Consider the following 12682-nt stretch of genomic DNA (forward strand, 5'->3'; position numbering starts at 1 on the left):
ATGGTGGCGACCCGCCGCGCCCGGCTTCGCCGCGCTCGCGATCGCCACGGGTCTGATGGTGGCGACCCGCCGCGCCCGGCTTCGCCGCGCTCGCGATCGCCACGAAGTCTGATGGTGGCGACCCGCCGCGCCCGGCTTCGCCGCGCTCGCGATCGCCACGATTTCTGCTGCCAGCCCACGTTCTGGCACAATTGGCGGCTGTCCGCCGCGCGATTACGGCCGCGCGATGGTCATACACGCGAGGCAAAACCGGATCCGGGCATCCCCGCCCAGGTCGCTGAATTGCAGCGTGACACCCACAGGAGAATTCGCTTAACCATGTCTGTGAAGATCAAGCTCACTCGGCTTGGCAAGATCCGCAATCCCCAGTACCGCATCGCGGTCGCCGATGCGCGCACCCGCCGCGACGGCCGCTCGATCGAGGTCATCGGCCGGTACCACCCCAAGGAAGATCCCAGCCTCATCGAGATCAACTCCGAGCGCGCCCAGTACTGGCTGTCCGTCGGAGCCCAGCCCACCGAGCCCGTCCTCAAGCTGCTGAAGATCACCGGCGACTGGCAGAAGTTCAAGGGTCTGCCCGGCGCCGAGGGCACGCTGCAGGTCAAGCCTGAAAAGCCGAGCAAGCTCGAGCTGTTCAACGCCGCGCTGGCCGCCGCCGACGGCGGTCCCACCTCCGAGGCCGCGAAGCCGAAGAAGAAGGCCCCGGCCAAGAAAGCCGCCGCCAAGGCCGAGCCGGAGGCCGAGACCGCCGCGCCCGAGGCTGAGAACACCCCGACGCCCGCAGAGGACGCCGCGCCGGCCGAGCCGACTACCGAAAGCTGACCGCGGCAATGAGTACCGTCGTCGTCGACGCAGTCGAGCATCTGGTCCGGGGGATCGTCGACAACCCCAACGATGTCCGGGTGGACATGGTGACCAGCCGGCGTGGGCGCACCGTCGAAGTCCACGTTCATCCCGACGACCTGGGCAAGGTGATCGGTCGCGGCGGACGTACCGCGACCGCGTTGCGCACGCTGGTCGCCGGCATCGGTGGCCGTGGCATCCGCGTCGACGTGGTGGACACCGACCAGTAGCGGGAGCCCTGCTCGTGGAGCTGGTAGTCGGGCGGGTGGTCAAGGCGCACGGCGTCACCGGCGAATTGGTCGTCGAGGTCCGCACCGACGACCCCGCCGCGCGATTTGCCCCTGGTAATACGTTGCGCGCCAAGGCATCCCGTGATCGCGGCGGTCAGGAACGCAGCGTCGTCGTCGAGGGCGCGCGTGAGCACGGCACGCGCCTGCTGGTGCGCCTGGCCGGAGTGACCGACCGCGACGCCGCCGACGCGCTGCGCGGCAGCCTGTTCGTCATCGACTCCGATGACCTGCCGCCCATCGACGAGCCGGACACCTACTACGACCACCAGCTGGAAGGCCTGCGGGTCCGGACGACGACGGGACAGGATCTCGGCGTCGTCGCCGAGGTGCTGCACACCGCCGCCGGCGAGTTGCTGGCGGTCCGGGGCGACGCCGGAGAACTGTTGGTGCCGTTCGTCGGCGCGATCGTCACGTCGGTGTCGCTGGACGACGGCACCCTGGAGATCGATCCGCCGGAGGGCCTGCTGGATCTGGGTAGCGGGCCGTGAAGATCGACGTCGTCACGATCTTCCCGACCTACCTGGAGCCGCTGCGATTGTCGTTGCCGGGCAAGGCGATTGACACCGGCCTGGTCGATCTGACGGTGCACGACCTGCGGCGGTGGACCCATGACGTGCACCACTCGGTCGACGACGCGCCCTACGGTGGGGGTCCGGGAATGGTGATGAAGGCGCCGGTGTGGGGTGCGGCGCTGGACGAGATCTGTTCCGACCAGACGCTGCTGATCGTTCCGACCCCCGCCGGTTCGCTGTTCAACCAGACCACCGCGCATCGCTGGAGCGCCGAGGCGCACCTGGTGTTCGGCTGCGGCCGCTACGAGGGCATCGACCAGCGGGTCGTTGAAGATGCCTCTCGGCGAATGCGGGTCGAGGAGGTCTCGATCGGCGACTACGTGTTGCCGGGTGGCGAGTCGGCGGCCGTGGTGATGATCGAGGCGGTGCTGCGACTGCTGGCCGGCGTTCTGGGCAATCCCGCGTCGCTGCGCGACGATTCACATTCACCGGAACTGGACCGGCTGCTGGAGGGGCCGAGCTATACCCGGCCGCCGAGTTGGCGTGGCCTGGACGTCCCGGCCGTGCTGCTCTCCGGTGATCATGCGCGGATCGCCGCCTGGCGTCGAGAGGTGTCGCTGCAGCGCACTCGCGAACGCCGGCCTGAACTCCTGGACTAGATCAGATCCGGCCGGTGGGGAACATCGTCTTGACGGCCTGGGTGATCGTCTGTCGCGCGGTGGCGTCATCGGTGGTCTGCAGCGATTCGACCACCATGATGTAGCGCCGGTCCGAGCCGATCACGCCGGTCGACAGATGCATCCAGTCGCTACCGATGCAGCACATCCAGCCCTGTTTGACCGCCACCGGCTCGGCGTACAGGCCTTCGGGGATGCCGAACCGCTGCGGGTAGCCGTCGATTCCGGTGGGGGTGGACTGGGCCAGATCGTTGATGATGACCCGGGCCCGTTCCGGCGGCAGCCCGCCTGACCCGTCGAGCAGCATCTCGTAGTAATGGATCAAGTCCGCCGCGGTGCTGACCGTGTTCCACCAGCGGCCATCGCCGGGCGGCCCGGTGGCCGCGAGTCCATACCGGGTCGCGATCTGGGTGACGATGCCGTCCGCGCCGTTCTGATCCCAGAATCTCTCGGCGGCGTCGTCGTCAGAGGACCGCAGCATGACGTCCAGCGCCTGGCGGTCCTCCGGGGACAGGGGCTTGCCCGACGAATCCTGCAGCAGCAGTTCGTCGGCGATGAACAGCTTGGCCACCGACGCGATGCCGTCGATCGGGGCGTTGCCGTTGGACACGAGTTGATGGGTGGCGCGATCGAGAATGGCCACCGACAAGGTGGCGCCGGCGCCGGCGGCTTCCTCGGTCGCGTGCTGGACGCGTGCCTGCAATCCGTCGAACCCGGCGGCAGGCAGTGTGTCCGCCGGCAGGGGCTGCGTGATGACCTGCAGCAGCAGGTCGGCCCCCTGCGGCGCGGGCGGCAGATTCCGGCCGGGTGCACCGGAGCGCAGGGTGTTCGGTGTCTTTGCCTGTACCTTGGGCTCGCACCCTCCGACAACCACCAACGCCACCGCCGCCGCAGCGGTGAGTAGCATCAGCGGCCGGGTTCCCATGCTTCTCCCTATGGCGTCCAGCAGACGTATATACGAGGCGGCCGCACCGCCATCTGCCCGGGCATCACGCTGAGGTTCGGGTTCGACTGGCGCGGTGTGGCCCCAGTCATATGTACCATTCACCAGCGCCTTTCGCCGGTCACGAACCGCGAGGATTTCCTGTGATTTTCACTGCATGCTCCGGTCTGGCACAATTGGCGGGTTGTCTCCAGCGGTTGTAGGCCGGCCAGGGCCCCGTGACCTGGGCGAGCCGCCCGCTGCGAGATACGCCTCAGAAGCCCGAAACCCATCGGCTTGGTGACCGCCTCACGCCCGCGTGCGGGCGGGCGGTCGTGAACTGGTCACCAAGCCGCGACCTTCAAGGAAGTGCCTTCAGATGAACAGGCTGGACTTCGTCGACCAGGCGTCGCTACGCGACGACATCCCGGCCTTCAGCCCGGGCGACACCATCAATGTGCACGTCAAGGTCATCGAGGGCGCCAAGGAGCGTATCCAGGTGTTCAAGGGCGTGGTGATTCGGCGCCAGGGCGGCGGGATCCGCGAGACCTTCACGGTGCGCAAGGAGAGCTACGGCGTGGGTGTCGAGCGGACCTTTCCGGTGCATTCGCCGACTATCGACCACATCGAGGTCGTGACCCGTGGTGATGTCCGCCGCGCGAAGCTGTACTACCTGCGTGAGCTTCGCGGTAAGAAGGCCAAGATCAAGGAGAAGCGCTGAGGCGGCTTCAGCGGTTTGAAGATGCAGGCATCGCGCTGGCTACGCTGATCTCGTGACGGAAGCCACGGACTCGTCAGCAGAGCACCAACCCGAAGCTGATCCGCCTTCGGAACCGGACGCCTCCACCGCCGCTCGCGAGGAGCGCGAGGCCGGCAAGGAGGCCGGCAAGGAGGCCGACGCGGGCGAATCGAAGCGGGGCAAGTCGGCGCTGCGGGAATTCGCGCTGCTGGCGGTCATCGCGGTAACGCTCTACTACGTCATGTTGACGTTCGTGGCGCGCCCTTACCTGATTCCGTCGGAATCCATGAAGCCCACGCTGGACATCGGCGACCGCATCATGGTGGACAAGGTCAGTTATCGCTTCGGCTCACCGCAGCCCGGTGACGTCGTCGTCTTCAAGGGACCGTCGTCCTGGAACGGCAGCTACCGGTCCATCCGCTCGTCCGACACGGTGGTGCGCTGGATGCAGAATGCGCTGTCGTTCATCGGTTTCGTACCTCCCGATGAGAACGACCTGGTCAAGCGCGTTATTGCGGTCGGCGGGCAGACGGTGCAGTGCCGGGTCGACACCGGCCTGACGGTCAATGGCAAACCGCTCAAGGAGCCCTACCTGAATCCCGCCACGATGGGGACCGAAACGGCGGCGTTCCCGTGCCTGAACAACGCCCCCAACAGCGAGTTCGGGCCGGTCACCGTGCCGCCGGGACGGCTGTGGGTGATGGGCGACAACCGGACCCACTCGGCTGACTCGCGGGCGCACTGCAATTACGCCGACCTGGCGACCGGACCGCTGTGCAGCGGTGATCCGATGGCGGGCACCGTTCCGGTGTCCAATGTCATCGGTAAGACCAGGTTCATTGTGTGGCCGCCGTCGCGATGGAGTGGTGTGGGTTCGGTGAACCCCCAGCAGGGTCAGTAGCCGTGACCACGACGTGGCCGCCGCGGACGGTGATCCGCAAATCGGGCGGATTGCGCACCCTGGAGTCCGCGCTGCACCGCAGCGGCCTGGGGCCGGTGGCCGGGGTCGACGAGGTGGGTCGCGGCGCCTGCGCGGGCCCGCTGGTGGTGGCCGCCTGCGTGCTCGGCCCGGGACGCTTGGAAAGCCTTGCCGCTCTTGATGATTCGAAGAAGCTCACGGAGAAGGCGCGGGAGCGCCTGTTCCCGCTGATCCGCCGCTACGCGCTGGCCTACCACGTGGTGTTCATCCCGTCGGCCGAGGTCGACCGACGCGGCGTGCACATCGCGAATATCGAAGGCATGCGGCGCGCCGTGGCCGGTCTGGCGGTACGGCCCGGTTACGTGCTCAGCGACGGATTCCGGGTGCCCGGCCTGCCGGTGCCGTCGCTGCCGGTGGTCGGGGGCGACGCCGCCGCTGCCTGCATCGCCGCGGCAAGCGTGCTGGCCAAGGTGAGCCGGGACCGGTTGATGGTGGCGATGGACGCCGACCACCCGGGCTACGGCTTCGCCGAACACAAGGGCTACTGCACGCCCGCGCACAGCCTTGCGCTGACCCACCTCGGTCCCTGCCCCGAGCACCGCTATTCGTTCATCAACGTGCGGCGGGTGGCCAACGGGTCGAACGCCCGAGTGGTCGTCGAATTCAAACCGGACCCGCCCGCCGAGCGTGGCGAATAGCGGTGAGGAAAGATGTGAGCAGGGTTGCAACCCCCGCAGCTGGGCAGGAAAAGGACGTCTGAGCAGATGAGTGCAGAGGATCTCGAAAAGTACGAAACCGAGATGGAGCTCTCGCTGTACCGCGAATACAAGGACATCGTCGGGCAGTTCAGCTATGTCGTGGAGACCGAGCGGCGCTTCTACCTGGCCAACAGCGTGGAGATGATGCCGCGCAACGCCGACGGTGAGGTGTACTTCGAGCTGCGGCTCGCCGATGCCTGGGTGTGGGACATGTACCGGCCGGCGCGCTTCGTCAAGCAGGTTCGGGTGGTCACCTTCAAAGACGTCAACATCGAGGAAGTCGAGAAGCCCGAGCTGCGGCTGCCGGAATAGCCGGTTAAGCCTGCGGCTGCTCCTCGCCGAACGTCAGTTTCCCGCGGTTGGCGATCACCGTGCGCGCCACGTCGGCGAGTTTGATGTTCAGGTCCTGGGAGTTGCGCCGCAGCACGTTGAAGGCCTCTTCCTCGGAGATGTTGTTGAGCAGCATCAACATGCCGACTGCCTTGCCGATTTCGCGGTTGCTGAGTAGCCCCTTGCGCAGGGTGACGGCGTCTTCGCCCTGGCCGATCGCGTTGATGGCCACGCTCGCGAACGATGCCAGCACGATGGCCTGACCGGCGGACTCCTTGTCGAATGCGTTAGCGGTGTCGCTGAACAGGTTGAGGGCGCCGGTGACCTGGCGGTCGACCAGCAGCCGAAACCCCATGGCGCCGCGCACCGGCGTATCGGCGACCAGACGGGCGGCGAATTTGGGCCACAGGGATGGTGTGGTCAGGTCGGTGTCGATCTGCGGGGTTTCGTCCTCGATGGCGTCGATGCAGGGTCCGTCGCCGCTGGCGCGTTCCAGGTCGTCGATGTGCTGTGCGATGCGGTCGCTGGCGCCGACGGTGACGTAGCGACCGTCGCGGCGCACCAGCAGGCTGGCGTGGTCGCAGCCGGAAACGACCAGGGTCGCCGCCACACAGATGGCGGCATACACCTCCGACGAGTCTGAGCCTTGGTAGATGATCTCGGCGAGCGCCGTGAACACCCTCGCGGGTTCGACTACCGGCTGGGGCTCGCCGGAACCCGCATTCGCCTCGTCCACCGCTTCCCCTCCTTACCGGCTTTCGCTGACAATCGCCCCAGGTACTGGGAGCTCCGATGTCGGCGGAGGGCTGGTCCGCCGGGTGGATCCCACGGTATCGGCTCGATGCGGCACCGGGTCGTTAACCAATGTACGTTGAGTCCGTGTGGTTCCAGCGCTCAGCCGCATCTCGCGGGGCGGTGGTCCCTTCGCTGCAGCGGAGGCCGAAGCAGTGGGGCACGTAACGGCGCGTCGGCAGGTACAGCACCGCACCGCCGATGAATCGGTCACCCGGCCGGAGACCCTGGTCGTCGAGGAGCCGCTGGAGATCCGCGTCAACGGCAGCCCGCTCACGGTGACCATGCGCACGCCGGGCTCGGATATCGAGCTCGCGCAAGGCTTTCTGTTGACCGAAGGGGTTATTGCCGGCCGCCAGGACGTGCTGACCATCCGATACTGCGGTGGGGCCGGCGAGGACGGTGCACGCGCTGTGAGTGCGTATAACGTTCTCGACGTGACGCTGGCTCCCGGCGTCAAACCGCCCGATGTCGACCTCACCCGTAACTTCTACACCACCTCGTCGTGCGGTGTCTGCGGCAAGGCGTCGCTGGACGCGGTGCGGGTGATCAGCCGCTTTGCGCCCGGCGAGGATTCGGTCACCGTCGCCGCGGCTACCCTCAAAGCGATGCCCGGCCGGCTGCGCAGCGCACAGAAGGTGTTCGCCACCACCGGCGGCTTGCACGCTGCGGCGCTGTTCGACGCGCAGGGCACGATGCTCGCCGTACGGGAGGACATCGGCCGGCACAACGCCGTGGACAAGGTGATCGGCTGGGCGCTGGAGCATCAGCGCATACCGCTGAGCGGCTCGGTGCTGCTGGTCAGCGGGCGGGCGTCGTTCGAACTGACACAGAAGGCCGTGCTGGCCGGCATTCCGGTGCTGGCGGCCGTGTCGGCGCCCTCATCGTTGGCGGTGTCGCTGGCCGACGAGTCCGGGATCACCCTGGTCGCATTCCTGCGCGAGGACTCGATGAACGTCTACACCCGGGCGGACCGCATCACCTGAAGGTCGATTGGGACACCTGTTGCGCGGGTAGCCGATCGTATGGTTTCGCACAGCTGAGGAGGCGACCATGCTGCACGGACTGGTTCTTGCCGCACAAAGCAATCCCGAGGCGGCGGGCTTGATTCTGCGCGGGATCAAGGGCATTTTCGTCCTGATAGGCGGCTTCATCGCGGCCGTCATCTGCGCACTCATCGCCGCGATGAAGGGACGTAACCCCCTGGGGTGGGGGATCCTCGGCTTCTTCTTCAGCATCCTGACGCTGATCGTCATCGTGATCATTCCCAGCAAGAAGTAGGGCTGCGGCCGACCGCTGACAAAGACCTTCGCCAGAGGTTGTGGATAGACGTCCGACTGGGGACAACCGAAGGTTTCGGCGGGTACCAGGAACCAGCACCGGCGGGCGTTGTCGTCCCCGCCGGGCACGGTGAGCGGCATGACGACCACAAAGACACTGACCCGGGTTCAGCTGGGCGCAATGGGCGAGGCGCTCGCGGTGGATTACCTGACGAAGATGGGCTTGCGGATCCTGACCCGCAACTGGCGCTGCCGCTATGGCGAACTCGACGTCATCGCCTCCGATCCCGCCACCCGCACGGTGGTGTTCGTCGAAGTCAAGACGCGTACCGGTGACGGTTACGGCGGGTTGGCGCATGCGGTGACGCCACGGAAGGTCGGCCGGCTGCGCCGGCTGGCCGGCCTGTGGCTGGCCGGGCAGAACGAGGGCTGGGCTGCCGTGCGGATCGATGTGATCGGCGTGCGGATCGGGCGCCAGCGCACCCCGGAGATCATGCACCTGCAGGGCGTCGGCTGATGGCGCTGGGACGCGCGTTCTCGGTCGCGGTGCGTGGATTGGACGGCGAGATCGTGGAGATCGAAGCCGACATCACCTCGGGCCTGCCCGGCGTGCATCTGGTGGGCCTGCCCGACGCCGCGCTGCAGGAGTCGCGCGACCGGGTCCGCGCCGCGGTCACCAACTGCGGAAACGACTGGCCCCAGGCCCGGCTCACGCTTGCGCTGTCACCGGCGACACTGCCGAAGATGGGTTCGGTTTACGACATCGCGTTGGCTGCGGCGGTGTTGTCCGCGCAGCTGAAGAAGCCCTGGCACCGGCTGGAGAAGACGGTCCTGTTGGGTGAGTTGTCGCTGGACGGCCGGGTCCGGGCGGTGCGCGGCGTGCTGCCGGCGGTACTGGCCGCCAAACGCGACGGCTGGCCGGCGGTCGTGGTTCCGGCGGACAACCTGGCCGAGGCCAGCCTGGTCGACGGCATCGACGTCTGGGGGGTTCGCACACTGGGGCAACTGCGGAGCTGGCTCAACGGTTCTGCCCACCTGCAGGACAGGATGACCGCAGCGCCGACAACTTTGGACCCATCGGCGGATCTGGCCGACGTGGTGGGCCAGTCGCAGGCCCGGTTCGCGGTCGAGGTGGCCGCGGCCGGGGCCCATCACCTGATGCTGACCGGGCCGCCGGGAGTGGGCAAAACGATGCTGGCGCAACGTCTTCCAGGAATACTGCCGGAGCTGTCGGACAGCGAGTCACTGGAGGTCACGGCGATTCACTCGGTGGCCGGCCTGCTGTCGGGTGATACGCCGCTGATCACCAGGGCGCCGTTCGTTGCGCCGCACCACAGTTCCACCGTCGCGGCCCTGGTCGGTGGCGGTTCGGGAATGGCCCGGCCGGGCGCGATCAGCCGCGCGCATCGGGGAGTCCTGTTCCTCGACGAATGTGCGGAGATCAGCGTCAGCGCGCTGGAAGCACTGCGAACCCCGTTGGAGGACGGCGAGATCCGGCTCGCCCGCCGCGACGGGGTGGCCCGTTACCCGGCCCGATTCCAGCTGGTGCTGGCCGCCAATCCGTGCCCGTGCGCACCGGCGGATCCGCGGGATTGCATCTGTGCGGCCGCGGTCAAACGGCGTTACCTGGGCAAGCTCTCGGGGCCGCTGCTGGACCGCGTGGACCTGCGAGTGCAGATGAATCCGATACGCGCCGGGGCATTTTCGGCCACGGACGCAGAGCCGACAGCGCAGGTTCGGCGCCGGGTGGCGCTGGCCCGCGACGCCGCGGCCCAGCGGTGGCGATCACATGGTTTTCGCACCAACGCCGAGGTCAGCGGGTCGCTGTTGCGGCGCAAGTTCCGGCCGGGCAATGCTGCGATGGGCCCGCTGCGCAAGGCGCTGGATTGCGGGCTGCTCAGCATCCGTGGTGTGGATCGGACGCTGCGAGTCGCGTGGAGCCTGGCGGACCTGGCCGGCCGGGCCACGCCCGGGTTGGACGAGGTTGCCACCGCGCTGAGCTTCCGGCAGCCGGGAGCACGGCGATGAGCGCGGCCGACCCCACGTTGCTGGCGTGGGCCTACCTGTCCCGGGTGGCCGAACCGCCGTGCCCGGAACTCGCCGCCTTGGTATCCCGCATCGGCCCGGTGGAGGCCGCCGATCGGGTCCGGCGCGGGCTGGTTGACGACAATCTGGCCCGACACACCGAATCCAGGCGCGAAATAGACTGTGCTGCAGCAGATCTCGAAATCCTGGCGCGGCGCGGCGGACGATTGATCACATCGGACGACGACGAGTGGCCGGAGCTCGCGTTCGCCGCATTCGCCGGTGCTGCGGTGAGATCCGGCGGTGCACCGCCGATGGTGCTGTGGGCGCTGGGCCCGGCACGCCTGGACGAAGTGACGCTACGCGCCGCCGCCGTCGTCGGAACCCGCGCTTCCACGGCCTACGGCGAGTACGTCGCGGAAGACCTGGCGACCGGCCTGGCCGAACGCGACGTCGCGGTCGTCTCCGGTGGCGCCTACGGCATCGACGGCGCAGCTCACCGCGCGACGCTGGCCGTCGACGGAGTCACCGTGGCGGTGCTCGCCGGTGGAATCGACGTTCCTTATCCGGCAGGGCATTCGGCACTGCTGCACCGCATCGCCCAGCACGGGCTGCTGTTCACCGAATACCCGCCCGGTGTCCGGCCGGCCCGGTACCGGTTCCTCACCCGCAACCGTCTGGTGGCCGCCGTCGCCGGGGCGGCGGTGGTGGTGGAAGCGGGTTTGCGCAGCGGTGCGGCCAATACCGCCGCCTGGGCGCGGGCGCTGGGCCGGGTGGTGGCCGCGGTGCCGGGTCCGGTGACCTCGTCGGCGTCGGCGGGCTGTCATGCGCTGTTGCGCAACGGCGCGGAGCTGGTCACCCGGGCCGACGACGTCGTCGAGCTGGTCGGTCACATCGGCGAACTGGCACCCGACGAACCTCGGCCCAGCACGCCGATGGACGGGCTCAGTGAAGCCGAGCGGCAGGTGTACGAGGCGCTGCCGGGCCGTGGCGCCGCTACGGTGGAAGAGATCGCCGTCGCATCGGGCCGGACGCCCGAGCAGGTGCTGGGGCCGCTGGCAATGCTGGAGCTGGCCGGTTTGGCCGAGTGCCGCGACAGCCGGTGGCGAATCGTCCGCAGCGGTGCCCGAAACGCTGCGGCCAAGGGCGCACCGCCGCGGCTCGTATAGTCGACGGGGGGTCGGGTCTGGACAGGAGGACAAGTGGCAGGTCGACCTCTGCAAACCTTCCAAGTCGTCGGTACCCAGCAGCTTGCACCGCATATGGTCCGAGTCGCGCTAGGCAGCAACGATTTCGACACTTTCGTGCCCAGCAAGTTCACGGATTCGTACGTGAAGCTGGTGTTTGTTGCTGACGACTTGGACGACAGCGCCGTGGCCGCGTTGCCCCAGCCGTTGACGCTGGACAGCTTCGCCGAGTTGCCGCCCGAGGATCGGCCTTCGGTGCGGACCATGACCGTCCGTCGTGTCGACGAAGCCGCCCGCGAGATCGCGGTCGACATCGTGGTACACGGCGAGCACGGGGTGGCCGGAGCGTGGGCGGCAGCCGCCCAGCCCGGTCAGCGGATCTACCTGATGGGGCCCGGGGGCGCCTACACCCCCGATCCGGCCGCAGATTGGCACCTGCTGGCCGGTGACGAATCCGCGCTGCCCGCTATTGCCGCGGCCCTGGAAGCACTGCCCGCCGGGGCGGTCGGTAAGGCGTTCATCGAGGTTGCCGGTCCCGAGGACGAGATACCTCTGACGGCACCGGAGTCCGTCGAGGTGCACTGGGTGTATCGGGGCGGCCGGGCCGACCTGGTTCCCGAGGACCGGGCCGGGGATTTCGCGCCGTTGATCGAGGCGGTCACCACCGCCGAGTGGCTGCCGGGGCAGGTACACGTCTTCATCCACGGCGAAGCGCAAGCCGTCATGCACAACCTGCGGCCGTATATCCGCAAGAAGCGCGACGTGGAAGCGAAATGGGCGTCGTCGATCTCGGGTTATTGGCGACGCGGGCGCACCGAAGAGTCGTTCCGGCAGTGGAAGAAAGAGCTGGCTGAGTCCGAAGCTGGCACTGCGGCGGGGACTTAATATCCTGCCGATCGCGGGCTGGCATTCTCTATCTCATGGCATTCGGGGACTACCAGAACGAGATCTACTTCCAGGGCTTGGCCGGGGTGGTGCCGTCGCTGCCGATGGTCTTCACGGAATTGGAGGCCAGGGCGGGAAAGGCGCTGCCGCCGTCGGTGTGGTCATACGTCGTCGGGGGAGCCGGCGACGAACGCACGCAGCGGGCCAACCGCGAAGCCTTCGACCGGTGGGGCTTGATGCCGCGCATGTTCGTCGGCGCGGCGAAACGCGACCTGTCCGTCGAGCTGTTCGGCCTGACCCTGCCGTCGCCGCTGTTCATGGCGCCGATCGGCGTCATCGGACTGTGCGCCCAGGACGGCCATGGCGACCTGGCCACCGCCCGCGCGGCGGCCCGCGCCGGCGTCCCGATGGTCGGCTCCACGCTGACCGTCGACCCGATGGAAGACCTCGCCGCCGAGTTCGGCGATACCCCCGGGTTCTTTCAGCTGTACACGCCGACCGACCGCGAGCTGGCCGCCAGCCT

The 12682-nt window shown here is 68.1% G+C and carries 16 protein-coding genes and 1 pseudogene; 15 read left to right on the top strand and 2 right to left on the bottom strand.

Annotated elements, in window-relative coordinates:
- Nucleotides 1–318: 318 nt before the first annotated feature.
- The 4 genes from rpsP to trmD are packed head-to-tail and all read left to right on the top strand — an operon-like array spanning nt 319 to nt 2304.
- On the top strand, nt 319–822 hold the full coding sequence (gene rpsP, locus VML93_RS36175; RefSeq protein ID WP_325618354.1) for a 30S ribosomal protein S16: 504 nt from the start codon (nt 319–321) through the stop codon (nt 820–822).
- Nucleotides 823–830: 8 nt separating this feature from the next.
- Nucleotides 831–1073, top strand: a complete 243-nt coding sequence (locus VML93_RS36180) for an RNA-binding protein (RefSeq protein WP_067243044.1) — start codon at nt 831–833, stop codon at nt 1071–1073.
- Nucleotides 1074–1087: 14 nt separating this feature from the next.
- Nucleotides 1088–1621: a ribosome maturation factor RimM gene (gene rimM, locus VML93_RS36185; protein WP_325618323.1), complete on the top strand. Its 534-nt coding sequence runs from the start codon at nt 1088–1090 to the stop codon at nt 1619–1621.
- On the top strand, nt 1618–2304 hold the full coding sequence (trmD, locus tag VML93_RS36190; protein ID WP_325618325.1) for a tRNA (guanosine(37)-N1)-methyltransferase TrmD: 687 nt from the start codon (nt 1618–1620) through the stop codon (nt 2302–2304). The genes rimM and trmD overlap by 4 nt, the downstream gene beginning before the upstream one ends.
- A 1-nt stretch (nt 2305) precedes the next feature.
- Here trmD and VML93_RS36195 read toward each other — a convergent pair whose 3' ends face one another.
- A complete protein-coding gene (locus tag VML93_RS36195) occupies nt 2306–3247 on the bottom strand; it encodes a hypothetical protein (protein ID WP_325618327.1) in 942 nt (313 codons plus the stop codon).
- A 376-nt stretch (nt 3248–3623) separates the two neighbouring features.
- Between VML93_RS36195 and rplS the strand changes: the two genes are divergently transcribed.
- The 4 genes and pseudogenes from rplS to VML93_RS36215 all read left to right on the top strand — a co-directional run bounded on the left by rplS (nt 3624) and on the right by VML93_RS36215 (nt 5972).
- Nucleotides 3624–3965, top strand: a complete 342-nt coding sequence (rplS, locus tag VML93_RS36200; protein WP_163789678.1) for a 50S ribosomal protein L19 — start codon at nt 3624–3626, stop codon at nt 3963–3965.
- A 52-nt stretch (nt 3966–4017) separates the two neighbouring features.
- Entirely contained in the window at nt 4018–4884 is an 867-nt protein-coding gene (lepB, locus tag VML93_RS36205) for a signal peptidase I (RefSeq protein WP_325618333.1), read from the top strand.
- A 2-nt stretch (nt 4885–4886) separates the two neighbouring features.
- A pseudogene (locus VML93_RS36210) lies at nt 4887–5670 on the top strand (ribonuclease HII).
- On the top strand, nt 5667–5972 hold the full coding sequence (locus tag VML93_RS36215; RefSeq protein WP_325618337.1) for a DUF2469 domain-containing protein: 306 nt from the start codon (nt 5667–5669) through the stop codon (nt 5970–5972). The pseudogene VML93_RS36210 and the gene VML93_RS36215 overlap by 4 nt, the downstream one beginning before the upstream one ends.
- 4 nt (nt 5973–5976) lie before the next feature.
- Here the strand turns inward: VML93_RS36215 and VML93_RS36220 are convergent, their stop codons facing one another.
- Nucleotides 5977–6726, bottom strand: a complete 750-nt coding sequence (locus tag VML93_RS36220) for a GAF and ANTAR domain-containing protein (RefSeq protein WP_325618339.1) — start codon at nt 6724–6726, stop codon at nt 5977–5979.
- A 211-nt stretch (nt 6727–6937) separates the two neighbouring features.
- Between VML93_RS36220 and fdhD the strand changes: the two genes are divergently transcribed.
- The 7 genes from fdhD to VML93_RS36255 all read left to right on the top strand — a co-directional run.
- Nucleotides 6938–7768, top strand: a complete 831-nt coding sequence (fdhD, locus tag VML93_RS36225; RefSeq protein WP_325618341.1) for a formate dehydrogenase accessory sulfurtransferase FdhD — start codon at nt 6938–6940, stop codon at nt 7766–7768.
- A 67-nt stretch (nt 7769–7835) separates the two neighbouring features.
- Complete coding sequence (locus tag VML93_RS36230; protein WP_325618343.1) at nt 7836–8063, top strand: deoxyribodipyrimidine photolyase; 228 nt, start codon at nt 7836–7838, stop codon at nt 8061–8063.
- Nucleotides 8064–8201: 138 nt separating this feature from the next.
- Complete coding sequence (locus VML93_RS36235) at nt 8202–8579, top strand: YraN family protein (RefSeq protein ID WP_325618345.1); 378 nt, start codon at nt 8202–8204, stop codon at nt 8577–8579.
- Entirely contained in the window at nt 8579–10090 is a 1512-nt protein-coding gene (locus tag VML93_RS36240; RefSeq protein WP_325618347.1) for a YifB family Mg chelatase-like AAA ATPase, read from the top strand. The genes VML93_RS36235 and VML93_RS36240 overlap by 1 nt, the downstream gene beginning before the upstream one ends.
- Nucleotides 10087–11256: a DNA-processing protein DprA gene (gene dprA / locus VML93_RS36245; RefSeq protein WP_325618349.1), complete on the top strand. Its 1170-nt coding sequence runs from the start codon at nt 10087–10089 to the stop codon at nt 11254–11256. The genes VML93_RS36240 and dprA overlap by 4 nt, the downstream gene beginning before the upstream one ends.
- Before the next feature lie 33 nt (nt 11257–11289).
- Entirely contained in the window at nt 11290–12159 is an 870-nt protein-coding gene (locus VML93_RS36250) for a siderophore-interacting protein (protein WP_325618351.1), read from the top strand.
- Between the two features lie 35 nt (nt 12160–12194).
- Nucleotides 12195–12682: alpha-hydroxy-acid oxidizing protein (locus tag VML93_RS36255; protein WP_325618352.1), on the top strand; the 488-nt coding region annotated here is incomplete at its 3' end.

This window comes from Mycobacterium sp., from assembly GCF_035499775.1.
Lineage (GTDB): Bacteria > Actinomycetota > Actinomycetes > Mycobacteriales > Mycobacteriaceae > Mycobacterium.

Excerpts from the sequence above, each read along its gene's own strand:
- rpsP (WP_325618354.1), top strand. The coding sequence starts at position 319 with ATGTCTGTGAAGATCAAGCTCACTCGGCTTGGCAAGATCCGCAATCCC.
- VML93_RS36180 (WP_067243044.1), top strand. The coding sequence starts at position 831 with ATGAGTACCGTCGTCGTCGACGCAGTCGAGCATCTGGTCCGGGGGATC.
- VML93_RS36195 (WP_325618327.1), bottom strand. The coding sequence starts at position 3,247 with ATGGGAACCCGGCCGCTGATGCTACTCACCGCTGCGGCGGCGGTGGCG.
- rplS (WP_163789678.1), top strand. The coding sequence starts at position 3,624 with ATGAACAGGCTGGACTTCGTCGACCAGGCGTCGCTACGCGACGACATC.
- VML93_RS36215 (WP_325618337.1), top strand. The coding sequence starts at position 5,667 with ATGAGTGCAGAGGATCTCGAAAAGTACGAAACCGAGATGGAGCTCTCG.
- VML93_RS36230 (WP_325618343.1), top strand. The coding sequence starts at position 7,836 with ATGCTGCACGGACTGGTTCTTGCCGCACAAAGCAATCCCGAGGCGGCG.
- VML93_RS36235 (WP_325618345.1), top strand. The coding sequence starts at position 8,202 with ATGACGACCACAAAGACACTGACCCGGGTTCAGCTGGGCGCAATGGGC.
- VML93_RS36240 (WP_325618347.1), top strand. The coding sequence starts at position 8,579 with ATGGCGCTGGGACGCGCGTTCTCGGTCGCGGTGCGTGGATTGGACGGC.
- dprA (WP_325618349.1), top strand. The coding sequence starts at position 10,087 with ATGAGCGCGGCCGACCCCACGTTGCTGGCGTGGGCCTACCTGTCCCGG.